Source organism: Streptomyces sp. NPDC101234 (genome assembly GCF_044767525.1).
GTDB lineage: Bacteria > Actinomycetota > Actinomycetes > Streptomycetales > Streptomycetaceae > Streptomyces > Streptomyces sasae.
Window position 1 is genome coordinate 146,068 of sequence record NZ_JBIWOA010000019.1, and the last position, 14,476, is coordinate 160,543.

A 14,476-nucleotide genomic window follows, 5' to 3' on the forward strand; every position below is an offset into this window, starting at 1 on the left:
GATCGGCCGCAGGTCCCGAAGGCGCCTCCGCCTCAGGTTGTAGGGGTGGGGTTGGCTACACCTCCTGAAGGTGGAGTACGGGAGCGGTACTCCTGCGGGTTTACCCCTGAGGGGGTAGTACGGCCGCATCCATGACGTCAGCCGTCCGAGGTCAGGACCAGCCCCGATGTCGGTACGCCGGTGCCCGCCGTCACCAGCACCCGCTCCGCTCCCGGTACCGGGTTCACGGCCGTGCCCCGCAGCTGCCGTACCCCCTCCGCGATCCCGTTCATCCCGTGCAGGTACGCCTCCCCGAGCTGCCCCCCGTGGGTGTTCAGCGGCAGCCGCTCCCGCGCCACGAAGTCCGCCGCCTCTCCCGGTCCGCAGAACCCGAACTCCTCCAGCTGCATCAGCACGAACGGGGTGAAGTGGTCGTAGAGGATCCCCACGTCGATGTCGGCCGGAGCGAGCCCGGAGGTCCGCCACAGCTGTCTCGCCACCACGCCCATCTCGGGCAGCCCGGTCAGGTCGTCGCGGTAGAAGCTGGTCATCTGCTCCTGGGCCCGGCCGGCCCCCTGCGCGGCCGCCGCGATCACGGCCGGCGCCCGCGGCAGATCGCGCGCCCGCTCCACCGAGGTGACGACGAGGGCCTGTCCGCCGTCCGTCTCCTGGCAGCAGTCCAGGAGCCGGAGCGGCTCCACGATCCAGCGCGAGGCCGCGTGCTCGGCCAGGGTGATGGGGCGGCCGTGGAAGTAGGCGGCGGGGTTGGTCGCCGCGTACTTGCGGTCGACGACCGCCACATGCCCGAACGCCTCCGGGGTCAGCCCGTACGTGTGCAGATAGCGCTGCGCCGCCATCGCCACCCAGGACGCCGGGGTGAGCAGCCCGAACGGCAGCGCCCAGCCGAGCGCCGCCCCCTCCGCCGACGGCTCCCGGTGCTGCACTCCCGATCCGAAGCGACGGCCCGATCTCTCGTTGAAGGCCCGGTAGCAGACCACCACCTCGGCGACCCCGGCCGCGACGGCCAGCGCCGCCTGCTGGACCGTCGCGCAGGCCGCGCCGCCGCCGTAGTGGACCCGGGAGAAGAAGGACAGCTCGCCGATCCCGCAGGCCTGGGCCACGGTGATCTCCGGGCTGGTGTCCATCGTGAACGTCACCATCCCGTCCACGTCCGCCGCCGTCAGCCCCGCGTCGTCCAGCGCCGCCCGCACCGCCTCCGCCGCCAGCCTCAGCTCGCTGCGCCCCGAGTCCTTGGAGAACTCGGTGGCCCCGATCCCGACGATCGCCGCCCGCCCGCCGAGCAAGTCCCGGCCCCGCACGCTCATGAGGCCCCCTCGCCGGTCTCGTCGGTCTCGTCGGTCTCGTCGGTCTCGTCGGTCTCGTCGGTCTCGTCGGTCTCGTCGGTCTCGTCGGTCTCGTCGGTCAGGGTGACGGTCACCGTGGCTTCGGTGAAGGTGACGGTCACGCTGCCGGACACATGCCTGCCGATGGCGTTGTCGCCGATCACCCGGACCGTCGCCGTCCCCGCCTCCTCGTCCAGCTCCTCGATCCGGCCGGTCAGCACCATGGTGTCCCCCGGGTAGTTGGGCGCCCCGAGCCGGATGGCCACCTTGCGGAGCACCGCCCCCGGGCCGAAGCAGTCCGTGATGTATCTGCCGACCAGGCCGTTCGTCGTCAGGATGTTCATGAAGACGTCCGGCGAACCCTTCTGCCGGGCCAGTTCGGCGTCGTGGTGCACGTCCTGGTAGTCCCGGGACGCGATCGCCCCGGCCACGATCAGCGTCCGGGTGATCGGGATCTCCAGGGGCGGCAGGTCCGTCCCCGCGGCCGGCCTCGTCGTCTCAGTCCCCACTCGCGATCAACTCCCCCAGTTCCTGGAGCACTTCGCCCCCACTGCCCAGATACGCGTCCAGCTGGCGCCCCCACAGGAAGTGCCGGTGCACCGGATGGCCGACGTCGGCCCCCGTGCCGCCGTGCAGATGCTGGCCCGTGTGCACGACCCGCTGCCCCGCCTCGGACGCCCACCAGGCGGCGGTCAGCGCATGCGTGGCGTAGGGCAGCCCCGCGTCCCGCCGCCAGGCCGCCTCGTACGCCGTCACCCGTATCGCCTCGGTGTCCATATGGGCGTCGGCGGCCCGGAGTTGCACGGCCTGCCGGGTGGCGAGCGGGCGCCCGAACTGCTCGCGGGTGTTGGTGTGCGCGACTGCCCGGGCGAGGGAGCCCGCGCAGACCCCGGCCTGGAGCCCGGCGAAGGCGGTGCGGGCGGTGGCCAGGACGTCGGCGTAGGCCGCCGGATCCGAGCCGAGGCGCTCGGCCGGAGCCGCGTGGAGCGTGAGCCGGCCCGCCGACCAGGGCGCGGTCAGCTCGACCTCCTCCACAGCGGTCTCCGCACCGACGGGTACCAGCCACAGCCGCCGTTCCGCGTCGGCGACCAGGACGTGTGTGGCCTCGCGCAGCCACGGGACGACGGGGACGGCACCGCTCAGCCTCCCGGGCGCGGAGGGTCGTACCGCCGCCTGCGCCGGAAAGGCGCCGGTCACCACCACCGACCCGGCCCCGATCCCCGACAGCAGCCGCTCCCGCTGTGCGCTCGTGCCGTGCGCGGCGATCGCCAGCTGCCCGTACACACAGCTCGCCGCGTACGGCACCTGGGCCGTGGTGCGCCCCTGTTCCTCCAGGAGCAGCACCAGTCCCGACAGGCCCAGCTCCGCCACGGCGGCCACCAGCCCGGCCTCGGTGAGGGCCTTCCACAGCTCCGGGTCACTGCCGGTGCCGGCCGCGCCGAGGCGCTCGTGGGTGGCGAGGTCGCCGAAGATCCGGGCGGCCAGGTCACGGGCCTCGGTCTGCGCCTCGGTGGGCGTGAAGTCCATGTCAGGCCTCACCCTCGGCCACCCGGAAGAGGGGCAGGACCAGTTCCCCGGCATCATCGTCGTACCGCCGGAACTCCACCCGGACCGGCAGCCCGATCCGCACCTTGTCGTACGGCACTCCGACCACGTTGCTCACCATCCGTACGCCCTCGGCGAGTTCGATCAGGCCCACGGCGTAGGGAGGCTCGAAGGCCGGGAAGGGCGGGTGGTGCATCACGACGTACGAATAGACCGTGCCCTCGCCGGACGCCTCGACGGTGTCCCAGTCGAGGGAGCCACAGGCGTTGCAGCCGGGCAGCCAGGGGTGGCGCAGGGTGCCGCAGACGGCGCAGCGCTGGATGAGGAGACGGCCCTCGGCCACCCCCTCCCAGAAGCCGGCGTTGTCCCGGTTGACCACCGGGCGGGGGCGCCGGGCCCGTCCGGCGGGCGGCCGCCGGCTCGGCGCGTACTTGAGGACGCGGAAGCGGTGGGTGCCGACGAGGTCGTCCCCGACGCGGACGTCCGTGCGGGTCGTGATGAAGTAGCCGCTGCCCAGCTTGGTGGTCTTGCGCTCCGACACCGACTCGATCGCCGTGTCGAAGGTGACCCGGTCGCCCGGCCGCAGGGGCCTCAGGTACTCCTGCTCGCAGTCGGTGGCGACGATCGAGGTGCAGCCCGCCTCGTCGAGAAGGGTGAGCAGTTCGTCGTACGCGCCCGTGCGCCCCACGTGGCCCGACAGGCCGCCCATCGTCCACGCCTGGAGCATGGTGGGCGGGGCGATCGCGTCCGGTCCCTCGTACGCCGGATTCGTGTCGCCCATGGCCTCGCACCAGTGCCGGATCATGGGCAGGTTGACCGGGTCCTTGCCCACGCCCGAGACGGCGGCCGGCTGCCCCTCGTACCCCCTGAGCCGTACTCCGAACTCATCGCTCCCCCCGGTCACGCCCACCCCTCCTCATCCCGAGTCGCATCGTCGCGACGATCTCCCGCTGCACCTCGCTCACCCCGCCCCCGAACGTGTTGATCTGCGCCGCCCTGTTGAGCCGCTCCAGCTCGCCGTCCCCGAACACCCCTGGCGACCCGGACCGGACCAATGCCGTCTCGCCGACGATCTCCTGACACATGCGATACGTCGCGACTGCCGATTCCGTTCCCGCGAACTTCACCCCGCTGGCCTCCGCGGGGGCCACTCGGCCCGCCCCCACGTCCCCCGCCAAACGCCAGCTGAGCAGGCGGTTTGCCGCCAGCCGGGCATGTGCTTCGGCCAGCCGAAATCGAATCCACGGCTCGTCAACACGGCGTCGGCCCGTCACCGGATCGGGGGTGCGGGCGGCGGTGAGCGCGGCCTCGTAGAAGTCCTCGGCCTGCATGCCGGTCGCGGCGAGGGCGACCCGCTCGTGGTTGAGCTGGTCGGTGATGAGCGACCAGCCGTCGTGCTCGGCGCCGACCAGGTTGCCGGCGGGGACGTGGACGCCGTCGTAGTACGTCGCCGTGGTGATCTGGCCGCCCACCGTCTCGATCGGCGTCCAGGAGAACCCGGGGGCGTCGGTCGGGACCAGAAGGATCGAGATGCCGCGGTGCTTGGGCGCCTCGGGGTCGGTGCGGCAGGCCAGCCAGATCCAGTCGGCGTGCTGGGCGCCCGAGGTGAAGATCTTCTGCCCGTCGATCCGCCAGCCGTCGCCGTCCCGCACCGCCCGGGTGCGCAGCGAGGCCAGGTCGGTGCCGGCGGAGGGCTCGCTGTAACCGATGGCGAAGACCAGGTCCCCGCGGAGGATGCCGGGCAGGAAGCGGGACCTCTGCTCGTCGCTGCCGTACTTCATCAGCGTGGGCCCGACCGTGTTGAGCGTGACCATCGAGACGGGGGCACCCGCCCGGTACGCCTCGTCGAAGAACACGAACTGCTCGTCGGCGCCCCGCCCTTGACCGCCGTACTCGACGGGCCAGCCGAGACCGAGCAGGCCGTCCGCGCCGATACGGCGCAGCAGGGCACGGCGTTCGTCGGGCGCCTCGGGGGCGGGGGACGGGATCAAGGTCCGGAAATAGGCGCGGAGTTCGGCGCGCAGCCGCTGCTGGCGTTCGGTGGGGGCCAGATGCATGGTTTCTGACTGTCCGTCAGATCCGGTCCACTGTCAAGGTCGAACAGGGCGGCGCACGCCGGGAGCGGACCGGACGGCACGGCGGTCCGGGAACGTCTGCACGGCGGGCCGGAGAACGCCTGTGCGGCGATGCCGAAGCACCGCCGCACTGACGCGCTGTCCCCACAGACCACACCCCCCGAGGGTTCGGGCGGGGCTTACCAGAGCGGGGAGAAGTGGATGGCGACGTTGTGGTTGCCCTGCTGGACGGCAGTCCACGCGGAGCCCTTGACCTGCGCGGTGTTGCTCTGGTTCGTGGCACCGTGGCCCACCGCGTTCTGCTGCGTGGTCGAGGAGTTGCCGTTGTTGTCGTGGCCGACCCCGCTGCCGATGATGCCCGCCACGCCCGCGTTGGCGCTCGATCCGTTGTCCGCGATCGCACCGTTGTCCGCGGCCGCGACACCGGTGAAGAGAGCGGCTGCGAGCGGAAGCGCCGAGACGGCGGCGAGAACGCGGGCGGTACGGATGCTTGCCATGTTGATTCCTCTCAGAGCCCGGCTGTGCCGGAAGTACGCCAAGTAAGGCTTTTTCCAAGGCAGTTGGCCGACCGCCTCGGTGGTTGTCATCGACGTCGCGAGATCAGAATTGCCCACCGAATCCCTGGCGAACCAGACCGGAAGGCATGATTCGCCCTCAAGCGTGATGACAAGTTGATAAACCCCTTTCACCATCTTCGATCGACTTCCACCCAAGTCATGACTACTCCGGACATCCATCCCACCAGGCGCCCCAAAGGGAGAACCGTTCCGGCGCCGGCACCCGACCAAGCCGCCACCCTCGGCGTGTCACGGTGGGCCCCCCTTCCCTTTTTCGAACGTGAGTACGAACATAGAGCCATGGCCACCACCGACCGGCAGGCCACGACGCTGGCCCTCGCACACGCCCTGTCAGCCGCCGAGCGCGGCCTGGCCGTCATTCCCCTCTCCCGGACCAAGCTCCCGGCCCTGCGCTCCCCGCACCGCTCCTCGGACCGCACCCCGGACCAGTCCCCGAACCGCCCCTCACACCACGACGACCCGGAACCAGCGGCTCCGCCCTGCCGCGGAGAGTGCGGCCGCCCTGGCCACGGGGTGTACGACGCCACCGTCGACCCGGCCCGCATCCGCGAGCTGTTCGCCGCGGCCCCCTGGGCGACCGGCTACGGCATCGCCTGCGGACTGCCCCCGCACCGCCTCATCGGCATCGACCTGGACGTGAAGTCCGGCACGGACTCCACCTCCGCCCTGCGCGAACTGGCGCTGCGGCACCTGTTCACCATCCCGCCGACGGTCGTCGTGCTCACACCGAGCGGCGGCCGCCACATCTGGCTGACCGGGCCGCCGGACGCCGTGATCCCCAACTCGGCGAGCCGTCTGGCCCCCGGCATCGACATCCGGGGCGCCGGCGGCTACCTGGTCGGCCCCGGCTCCCGCACCGGCCACGGCCTGTACGCCACCGCGCCCGGCACCGAGCACCTGGTCCCCGCCCCCTGCCCGCCCTCCCTGCTCCGCCTCCTCCTGCCGCCCCCGCGGGCGCCGCACCCCGCGACCCACCCCTCGGTCGGCAACCGCGGCCAGGGCCTCGTGCAGTTCGTCCTCGCCGCCCACGAGGGCCAGCGCAACACCCGCCTGTTCTGGGCGGCCTGCCGCGCCTACGAGAACGGCATCGGCCGGGCCCTGCGAGCACCCCTGATCGACGCGGCGGTACACACCGGCCTCACGGAACACGAGGCCCGCGCGACGATCGCGTCGGCCGCGCGGATGACGGGCCACCGGCCGTGAAAACGCACGTGCTGCCGAATCGCCGGACCCGGCCGCAGCCCGGTACCGGCGCTCCGGCCTGGGCAGGAACGGCTGGGTCCGGTACCGCTATCGAGAATGCGCGAGGTCGTGGAGATACGACAGGACGGCTGCGACGTCGGCGTCCGTGCGGGCGGCGTTGAGCTGCCTGATCTGCTCGATCTTGGCGGCGTAGTGGCGGGCGACCTCCGCCGCTTTCGCCGCGACCACCTCGACGGCGACCTTGCGGCGATCGGTGGGGACGGTGCCCCGGGCGATGTACCCGGACTTCTCCAACCGGTCGAGCACTCGGGTGACGCTGCTGGCCGGCAGCCCCGTGAGGGCCATGACCTCGGTGGGGGTGATCGGGCCGTCGTGGCGCGAGATGACCCCGAACGCCTGCAGGTCGACCGCGTTGATCCCGAGCGTCTTGGCGACCTGCTCGTTGAACAGGACCGCCTGGCCGATGAGTACCGCGAACAGGTCGCACACCTGGGCGACCGCCTGCTCGCAACCCGCACGGCAACCCGAAAGCCGTCGCCGATCAGCTCAGGACGCTCTTCGCCATGCAGTAGGGCAGATCGGCCTCGGCGCCCCAAAGGCCGCTCCTGTCGCCCACATCCAGCGGACACGAAGCAGGCCCCTGACCGTACTGCCTGGTCAGGGGCCTGCTACTTCACGCGGTGGGTGTGGGATTTGAACCCACGGTGACTCGCGCCACGACGGTTTTCAAGACCGTTCCCTTAGGCCGCTCGGGCAACCCACCCCGCGTCGATCGAGATCGGCGCGGGGAACAGAGTAACCGGTCCGTGCGGGCGTGTGCGGGTCAGTTGTCGCCGACGCGGGAGCCGAGGGTGAGGGTGACCGTGTGGTCGGAGCCGCCGCGCTTGTAGGTGATCTGGACCTTGTCGCCGGGCTTGTGGGTCCAGATCTCGCCGATCAGGGTCGGACCGCTGTCGATCACCGAGTCGTCGAGCTTGGTGATGACGTCGCCGGGCTTGAGGCCGGCCTTGTCCGCGGGGCCGCCCGACTCGACCGCGGCGGAGCCGCCCGAACCGGAGTCGGTGATCTGCGCACCGTTCGACGAGTCCTCCAGGGACACCGACGCACCGATCTTCGCGTAGACCGGCTTGCCGGTCTTGATCAGCTGCTGGGCCACGTACTTGGCCTGGTTGATCGGGATGGCGAAGCCCAGGCCGATCGAGCCCGACTGCCCGGTGCTGCCGAGGCCGCCGCTGGAGGCGGACTGGATCGCGGAGTTGATACCGATCACCGCGCCGGAGGCGTCCAGCAGCGGACCGCCGGAGTTGCCGGGGTTGATGGAGGCGTCGGTCTGCAGGGCGCTCATGTAGGACGCCTTGCTGTCGCTGCTGCCGTCGCTGGAGGCGACGGGGCGGTTCTTGGCGCTGATGATGCCGGTGGTGACGGTGTTGGACAGGCCGAAGGGGGCGCCGATCGCGATCGTCTCGTCGCCGACGGCCACGTTGTCGGAGTTGCCGAGGGTGAGCGGGTTGAGGTCCGACGGCGGGTTCTTGAGCTTGATGACCGCGACGTCGTAGCCCTGTGCGTGGCCGACGACCTCGGCGTCGTACTTCTTGCCGTTCGGGAAGGTCGCGGTCAGCTTGCCGCCGCCGAGGGCGTCCGCGACCACGTGGTTGTTGGTGACGATGTGGCCCTGGGTGTCGAAGACGAACCCGGTGCCGGTGCCGCCCTCGCCGTTGGTGCCCTCGGCCTCGATGGTGACCGTGCTGGGCAGCGACTTCGCCGCGACCGCCGCGATGGTGCCGGCGGCGCGCTTGACCTGGGCGGCACCGGCGCCGGTGGACGCGGAGACGGTCGTGGAGCCGGTGTTGTCGTTGTTCTTGGCCAGCGTGTAGCCGAGGCCGCCGCCGAGGCCGCCCGCGACCAGCGCGGCCACCAGGACGGCGGCGATCAGACCGCCGCGCCCGCTGCCCTTCTGCGGCGCGCCCTGCGGCTGCTGGTACGCCTGGTTCGTCTGGTAGGCCTGGTGCGCCTGGTCGTACGACGAGCCCCAGCCGGCGCCTGAGCCCGCGCCGGCGTCCGCGTAGGAGGGGGTCGCCGGGGGCGGGGGCGGCCAGGAGCCCTCCGGAGCCTGCGGCGGGGGTCCGTAGGGGTCGCCCGCGGGAGCCTGCGGCGGAGGGCCGTACGGGTCGCCCGCGGCTGCGGCGGGGGCGCCCTGCGGGGTCGGCGGGATCGGTGCGGTCGGCGCGTCCCCGTCGGATGCGGCCGGCTGCGGGGAGGCGGCGGGAGTCGCCGGCGGCACGGGAGGTACGGACGGGGCCGGGGGTACCGGGTTGTCCTCGTTCTCGGTGCTCACAGCTTCTCTCCTCGGTCCACGGCTGTTCTTGTCGGTCGCACTCGGTCACGCTCTTTCACGCTCGCTGTCGGTCCGGCGCGATTCAGCTGTGCATGTGCTTTTGTATGCCGTCAGCTTTTCCCACAGGCCGTCAGAGCACCATAAGCGGTGGCTGTGGGTACACGGACAACCTTTATATAGGGCCTGTCTGACAAAAGTTCCCTTTGCTGGCATCGGGGATGCCCCCAGGTACCCCCGCTCGGTGGCACCATGTCGCGGTGACCCACGCACCACAGCACCGCATCCAGGTCGTCGCCCACCGCGGCGCCTCCGAAGAGGCCCCCGAGCACACGCTGGCCGCCTACAAGAAGGCCATCGAGGACGGCGCCGACGCCCTTGAGTGCGACGTACGCCTGACCGCCGACGGCCATCTGGTGTGTGTGCACGACCGCCGGGTCAACCGTACGTCGAACGGACGCGGTGCGGTGTCGGCCCTGGAGCTCGCGGACCTGGCCGCCCTGGACTTCGGTTCATGGAAGAAGGGCGCGGGCCGGCGGGGGCGGGACGAGGAGCCCGACTGGGAGTTCCGGCCCGAGGACCGCGCGGACACCTCCGTACTGACACTGGAGCGGCTGCTGGAGCTGGTCGCGGACGCCGGGCGGCGGGTGGAGCTGGCGATCGAGACCAAGCACCCCACGCGGTGGGCGGGGCAGGTCGAGGAGCGGCTGTTGCTGCTGCTGAAGCGGTTCGGGCTGGACGCCCCGGCCACGGCGGCCGACTCGCCGGTGCGGGTCATGAGCTTCTCCGCGCGGTCGCTGGCCCGGGTGCGGGCAGCCTCGCCGACCCTGCCGACGGTCTATCTGCTGCAGTTCCTCTCGCCCCGGCTGCGCGACGGCCGGCTGCCGGCGGGGGTGCGGATCGCGGGTCCCTCGATCCGGATCGTGCGCAATCACCCCGGATACGTGGAGCGGCTGCAGCGCAACGGCCACCAGGTGCACGTATGGACGGTGAACGAGCCGGAGGACGTGGATCTCTGCCTCGACCTCGGTATCGACGCGATCATCACCAACCGGCCGGGAGCGGTGCTGCGCAGGCTGGGCCGCTGAATCCGAGACCGTCCTGACCGGGCCTCAGATAAAAAGTCACGTAAGGACGCTCCCGCACCTCTTGACCCGACAGCGCACTCACATCATTCTCACTTCTCGGCCACACCATCGAAATCAAGCCACACGAAGCCATACACGGGGATATGGCGACGAACCCGTCACAGGGAGTGCTCCGGCGCGTTCGGTACGTATTCGTTCGTTGCGAATGCGTCACCGGACATTCATTGGCCGGTTTCCGGTTCAGGCCGATGGGGCATCCACACCGTGGCGTGGGGCAAAGGAGGTCTCGGGGGTGGCGTTGGTGGTGGCACAGGAGGTGCCCACGTCGTCGAGCATGGCCGTACCCCATGGCCCTGCGGGCGTGGGTAAGGCAAGACACCGCATGCGCGATCAGTTGCGCATGGGTGGCGTATCGGAATCGGTCATCGACGACGCCGTACTCATCCTTTCCGAACTTTTGAGCAACGCCTGCAAACACGGGCGTCCCCTGGGCGACGCACTGGCCGGGGACGGTGACGTCCGGGCCGCCTGGCAGGTGGACCCGCGCGGCCGGCTGATCGTCGAGGTGACGGACGGTGGCGGCCCGACCCGCCCGGCCCCCATGACCCCTTCGGTCACGGCACACGGCGGCCGCGGGCTGAACATCATCACGGCCCTGGCCGACGACTGGGGGGTCCGGGACGACGCCCGGGGCGAGGTGACGGTCTGGGTCGTGGTCCAGGAGAACGCGGCCGACCCGGATGTCCCGGATGCCGTCGGCCGCCGTGACGCCTTCGCTACGCGCGTCATGGCTCCCTCGGCGCCGGAACTGGCCGGTCTGGACTTCGCGGACGCGTTCGACGACCTGGACTGACCGGACCATGGCGCGGCCGGATCCGCCCGGATACGACATGGCGGATCCGCCCGGATACGACACGGCGGACCCTGTCCGGGTACGACACGGCGGCTCCGCCCGGATACGACACGGCGGACCCTGTCCGGGTACGACACGGCGGCTCCGCCCGGATACGCGGCAGCGGCTCCGTGCCCGGGTGGGCGGCCCGTGTCGGCGCCGTTGTCCACAGGTTCCCGTGGTCCGAGGCGTGAACGGCTAGGCTCCCGCCAGTACGAGACGAGCCGTAACCGGGAGAAACGCAGATGGCCAAGAAGCGACCCCAGACGAAGGCCACGCGGCCGCAGTTCGGCGATGCCGAGATCCCGGTTGTCGGTGCCCGTGAGCCCTGCCCCTGCGGCAGCGGCCGGCGCTACAAGGCGTGCCACGGCAGGGCGGCCGCCCACGCGGCGACCGAGCTGGTGCACCGCCCGTTCGAGGCGCTGCCGGGCGAGGGCGACTGGGTGGCCCTGCGCGAGCTGGTGCCCGCCGCCACGGTCGAGCTGCACCTGAAGGACGGCCTGCCCGAGGGCGTCCCGTCGGTCACGCTCGCGACGGTGCTGCCGATGGCCTGGCCGGCGCTGCGCCGCGACGACGGCTCGGTCCTCCTCGGCCTGCAGAACGACACGGCGTCCGGCGACATCAGCCGCGACCTCGCCGACACCCTCCAGCGCGCCCTCGCGGCCGAGCCGGGCACCCCGGTGCAGGGCCGCCGCGCCCCCGCCGACAGCCCGCGGCTGCAGGATCTGCTCGACCCCAAGGGTCCGTTCGAGCCAGTTGTGCACGACGGCTTCGAGTTCTGGGTGCAGGACGCGGAGAACGCCACCCCGGACGTGACCGCCTCCCTGGAGCGGGCCAACGCGGCGGCCATCCCGACGGTGAAGCTGACCGGTGTCGACTCGGCCTACTGGTGCGAGACGCCCGAGAAGAACCATCTGCGGTGGGTCATGCCGTATCCCGAGGAGCAGCTTCTGGACGCTCTTGCGCGGCTGCACGCGGCGGGCAGGTCGAGCCTCGGGGAGGGCACCCGGCTGGTCGGTTCCTTCCGTGCCCACGGCCTCACCGTGCCGGTCTGGGACCTGCCGAGCGGGGTCGGCGCGGAGGACGTGGAGAAGCCGGCCGCCGAGTTCGCGGAGCGGCTCGCGACGGCTCTGGCCTCGGAGGCACCGCTCACGGCGGACGAGCGCCGGGCCCGTGGCGGGCTGACCAACCGGCAGGTCACGCTCAGCTGACGATCAGCGCGGGCAAAGGGTCGCGGCTGACCGACCGGTCAGCCGCACCGGGCCCGTCGACTCGGGTGACTCCCGTCACAACTTCCCTACACGGCAAGCAAATACGTGTCCGAATAGCCGAGATCGAATTTGCGAACCGCCGATCTCTTGTTACCGTCTCAGTAGCCCGGTTGCTGGTGCATCCCCCGTCGCCAGCAACCGGGCCTTTTCATGTCCGCGTCCGGTGTACGGACCGCAGCGATACGTCAACTCCCGCTTGACCCAGTGGAGTTGCTCCCCGCCGCGTCCCCGGGGCCGCCCTCGGGGGCGTTCCCGGCGGACCCCCCGGAACCGCTCCCGGAGTTGCTCCCGGCCGAAGTGCGGGAGCCGCCCCCGGCCGCCGCCCCCGAATTGCTCCCCGAGTTGCTCCCCGAGCGCAGCAGCAGCGGTCCGCCCCCGCCGCGTGTTGCGAACTCCGCGACGGCCGTGTACGCGTCGAGCGCGCCCCGGGTGTGCTCCCTGGGGGTCTCACAGGTGGCCGGCTCGTCGTCGGCACCGGCGTCGCAGTGGGTCTGCAGGGTGCGGCCGGACGGGCCCATGAGGCTCAGAACGGCATCGAGGGCGGCCCCGGTGGCGTTGCGGTAGTAGGTGCGCGCCCAGGTGTCCGCGCCCTGGGTCATCACACAGGTCTGCGCCTCCACACCCTCGGGAGAGGTGAGTGCGGGACCGCAGCGGGCGGCCGTGGCGAGACCCAGGCCGAGCACCCGAGGGGAGCGGGCGGGGGCCCGCAGTTTCTGGTCGTCCTGCTTCGCAGGGTGTACGGCGGCATCGCCCACCTGGCCCGCGGACGCCACGGTCAGCGGCAGTACCACCGCGCACACCATGGCGCCCACGAGGGCGAGCAGACGCAGTCGGGGGTCCAGGGGCTGCCCCCCAGAGTTACGCAGCATGCACGGAGGGTAACCAGCGAGGTGGGGCGAGCCGCGCTGTCGCGCCCGACACCCTTACAACTCGGGTGCGCTCACACCCGTACGAGTGAGGGCGTCGACCACGGCGTCCACCACGGCCTCCACATCGGGCACCCAGGGCTTGGCCGAGCCGGGCAGCGGGGCGCGCTCCCAGCGGATGGCGCCCTGACCGGTCTCGGACGGGGGCAGGGCGAGATAGCCGCCCTCCCCGTGGAAGCGGAGCGAGCCGGGCACGAAGTCCTTGGCGTACAGCAGCTCGCCCAACTGCTCCATGGAGTAGGGCTTGACGAGCAGCGCCCACCGGTTGGGCGCCGCCACCACCGGGCCGAGGCGCATGCCGCGGCGGTCGAGGAGGGCGAGGGCGCGGGAGGCGGCGAGGGCCGGCAGGCTGACCGCGCAGGGCGCCTTTCCACCGGAGGCTCCGGTGGCGAGGATGATCGGCGCGGTCGGCCGGTTGCCCCACCACCAGCGCACCATCCGCTCGTCGGTGGTGGCGGCGAGCAGGCCGGGGTCGAAGGGGTGCGCGCCGGGCACCGTGCACTCCGGGTCGGGGCAGGCGCACCGGGCCCGGCCCTGCGGGTCCGGGGCCACGCCCGGGAGTACGGGCCACTGCCATTCCGTCGCGAAGGTCAGGGCCGTGTCGAGGAACTCAGAACCCTTGTCGTTCCGCCTGGACAGGAGCCTGCGTCGCCTTCCGAGGATCTCGCGCATGAGCGCTCGTTCCTTTCCGTTGCACCGCTGGCAACACCGTGGACCACATCACACCATGTGTCGATCACTTCACTGTGCGTACCTTTTGGCGCATCACACCCCTGCGCTGGGCAAGGGGAACCCCATGGGTTCGAGCGGGGGCCGCGCCCGCGTTCAAGTACTGCCAAGTACTGCGTCGTACTGCTGCTCGTACTGCGTCTATCAAAAGCACGGCCACAGCGTGGGGGTGGCGAAGTCTGGCGTTTTGCCGTTCCGAGTGTTTCTCTCCGCCTCCGCCACGGGAGGATGGGGCACGGTCGTCGGTGGTTAAGACGCCCGGGTCCGTCGCCAGGTTCCGGGTGGTCCCCAACCGCCCCTGGCCTTCACCGAGTACGTACCCATCACGACCGCTGTGACGCTCTGTGGAGCAAGGCCAGTCGACCGCAATGAACCGTTACCCGAGTCAGTTTTAAGCCAACTTTGCTTTTACGCAAGCGGTCCGGAAGAAGCCCCCAAGAGGCCCACGGACACCAGGAATCCCAGCAGGACAATGCTGGACATCCCCTCACGAGTGCGTGTACATGTGGAGACAC

13 protein-coding genes, 1 tRNA gene and 1 pseudogene are annotated in these 14,476 nt (G+C 71.3%); 4 read left to right on the forward strand and 11 right to left on the reverse strand.

Going from position 1 to position 14,476, the window contains the following annotated elements; translation table 11 throughout:
- Positions 1 to 137 precede the first annotated feature (137 nt).
- The 6 genes from ACIRR9_RS31670 to ACIRR9_RS31695 form a co-directional block, all read right to left on the reverse strand.
- Positions 138 to 1,304, reverse strand: a complete 1,167-nt coding sequence (locus ACIRR9_RS31670; RefSeq protein ID WP_403758785.1) for a lipid-transfer protein — start codon at positions 1,302 to 1,304, stop codon at positions 138 to 140.
- The gene (locus tag ACIRR9_RS31675; protein WP_403758788.1) at positions 1,301 to 1,831 is read right to left on the reverse strand and encodes a MaoC family dehydratase; all 531 of its coding nucleotides are present in this window, start codon (positions 1,829 to 1,831) and stop codon (positions 1,301 to 1,303) included. The genes ACIRR9_RS31670 and ACIRR9_RS31675 overlap by 4 nt, the downstream gene beginning before the upstream one ends.
- Positions 1,821 to 2,849, reverse strand: coding sequence for an acyl-CoA dehydrogenase family protein (locus tag ACIRR9_RS31680; RefSeq protein WP_403758791.1), 1,029 nt, complete (start codon positions 2,847 to 2,849; stop codon positions 1,821 to 1,823). The genes ACIRR9_RS31675 and ACIRR9_RS31680 overlap by 11 nt, the downstream gene beginning before the upstream one ends.
- Position 2,850: 1 nt before the next feature.
- Complete coding sequence (locus ACIRR9_RS31685) at positions 2,851 to 3,771, reverse strand: bifunctional MaoC family dehydratase N-terminal/OB-fold nucleic acid binding domain-containing protein (protein ID WP_403758794.1); 921 nt, start codon at positions 3,769 to 3,771, stop codon at positions 2,851 to 2,853.
- Positions 3,752 to 4,924, reverse strand: a complete 1,173-nt coding sequence (locus ACIRR9_RS31690; RefSeq protein ID WP_403758797.1) for an acyl-CoA dehydrogenase family protein — start codon at positions 4,922 to 4,924, stop codon at positions 3,752 to 3,754. Before ACIRR9_RS31690 ends, ACIRR9_RS31685 begins: the two co-directional genes overlap by 20 nt.
- Positions 4,925 to 5,121: 197 nt before the next feature.
- The gene (locus ACIRR9_RS31695) at positions 5,122 to 5,439 is read right to left on the reverse strand and encodes a hypothetical protein (RefSeq protein ID WP_365339131.1); all 318 of its coding nucleotides are present in this window, start codon (positions 5,437 to 5,439) and stop codon (positions 5,122 to 5,124) included.
- Between the two features lie 360 nt (positions 5,440 to 5,799).
- Here ACIRR9_RS31695 and ACIRR9_RS31700 point away from each other — a divergent pair, with 360 nt between their 5' ends.
- Entirely contained in the window at positions 5,800 to 6,723 is a 924-nt protein-coding gene (locus ACIRR9_RS31700) for a bifunctional DNA primase/polymerase (protein WP_403758799.1), read from the forward strand.
- Between the two features lie 87 nt (positions 6,724 to 6,810).
- Here the strand turns inward: ACIRR9_RS31700 and ACIRR9_RS31705 are convergent, their stop codons facing one another.
- The 3 genes from ACIRR9_RS31705 to ACIRR9_RS31715 form a co-directional block, all read right to left on the reverse strand.
- On the reverse strand, positions 6,811 to 7,212 hold the full coding sequence (locus tag ACIRR9_RS31705) for a MarR family winged helix-turn-helix transcriptional regulator (RefSeq protein ID WP_403758802.1): 402 nt from the start codon (positions 7,210 to 7,212) through the stop codon (positions 6,811 to 6,813).
- A gap of 189 nt (positions 7,213 to 7,401) precedes the next feature.
- Positions 7,402 to 7,486: transfer RNA gene (locus ACIRR9_RS31710), tRNA-Ser, on the reverse strand.
- A 60-nt stretch (positions 7,487 to 7,546) separates the two neighbouring features.
- Positions 7,547 to 9,058 carry a S1C family serine protease gene (locus ACIRR9_RS31715; protein WP_403758805.1) on the reverse strand — a complete coding sequence of 504 codons (1,512 nt, stop codon included), beginning with the start codon at positions 9,056 to 9,058 and terminating at the stop codon, positions 7,547 to 7,549.
- A gap of 257 nt (positions 9,059 to 9,315) precedes the next feature.
- On the opposite strand from ACIRR9_RS31715, the gene ACIRR9_RS31720 reads away from it, so the two are divergent.
- The 3 genes from ACIRR9_RS31720 to ACIRR9_RS31730 all read left to right on the forward strand — a co-directional run bounded on the left by ACIRR9_RS31720 (position 9,316) and on the right by ACIRR9_RS31730 (position 12,246).
- Entirely contained in the window at positions 9,316 to 10,143 is an 828-nt protein-coding gene (locus ACIRR9_RS31720) for a glycerophosphodiester phosphodiesterase (protein WP_403758808.1), read from the forward strand.
- A 205-nt stretch (positions 10,144 to 10,348) separates the two neighbouring features.
- Entirely contained in the window at positions 10,349 to 10,996 is a 648-nt protein-coding gene (locus tag ACIRR9_RS31725; protein WP_403758941.1) for an ATP-binding protein, read from the forward strand.
- A gap of 284 nt (positions 10,997 to 11,280) precedes the next feature.
- Positions 11,281 to 12,246 carry a DUF5926 family protein gene (locus ACIRR9_RS31730; RefSeq protein ID WP_403758811.1) on the forward strand — a complete coding sequence of 322 codons (966 nt, stop codon included), beginning with the start codon at positions 11,281 to 11,283 and terminating at the stop codon, positions 12,244 to 12,246.
- Positions 12,247 to 12,626: 380 nt separating this feature from the next.
- Here ACIRR9_RS31730 and ACIRR9_RS31735 read toward each other — a convergent pair.
- Together ACIRR9_RS31735 and ACIRR9_RS31740 are read right to left on the reverse strand one after the other, a co-directional pair.
- Positions 12,627 to 13,175 (reverse strand): annotated as a pseudogene (locus ACIRR9_RS31735) (hypothetical protein); the annotation flags it as partial.
- Between the two features lie 54 nt (positions 13,176 to 13,229).
- Entirely contained in the window at positions 13,230 to 13,904 is a 675-nt protein-coding gene (locus ACIRR9_RS31740) for a bifunctional DNA primase/polymerase (RefSeq protein ID WP_365339143.1), read from the reverse strand.
- Between the last annotated feature and the right edge of the window lie 572 nt (positions 13,905 to 14,476).

Excerpts from the sequence above, each read along its gene's own strand:
- ACIRR9_RS31670 (WP_403758785.1), bottom strand. The coding sequence starts at position 1,304 with ATGAGCGTGCGGGGCCGGGACTTGCTCGGCGGGCGGGCGGCGATCGTC.
- ACIRR9_RS31680 (WP_403758791.1), bottom strand. The coding sequence starts at position 2,849 with ATGGACTTCACGCCCACCGAGGCGCAGACCGAGGCCCGTGACCTGGCC.
- ACIRR9_RS31690 (WP_403758797.1), bottom strand. The coding sequence starts at position 4,924 with ATGCATCTGGCCCCCACCGAACGCCAGCAGCGGCTGCGCGCCGAACTC.
- ACIRR9_RS31695 (WP_365339131.1), bottom strand. The coding sequence starts at position 5,439 with ATGGCAAGCATCCGTACCGCCCGCGTTCTCGCCGCCGTCTCGGCGCTT.
- ACIRR9_RS31700 (WP_403758799.1), top strand. The coding sequence starts at position 5,800 with ATGGCCACCACCGACCGGCAGGCCACGACGCTGGCCCTCGCACACGCC.
- ACIRR9_RS31725 (WP_403758941.1), top strand. The coding sequence starts at position 10,349 with ATGCGTCACCGGACATTCATTGGCCGGTTTCCGGTTCAGGCCGATGGG.
- ACIRR9_RS31730 (WP_403758811.1), top strand. The coding sequence starts at position 11,281 with ATGGCCAAGAAGCGACCCCAGACGAAGGCCACGCGGCCGCAGTTCGGC.
- ACIRR9_RS31740 (WP_365339143.1), bottom strand. The coding sequence starts at position 13,904 with ATGCGCGAGATCCTCGGAAGGCGACGCAGGCTCCTGTCCAGGCGGAAC.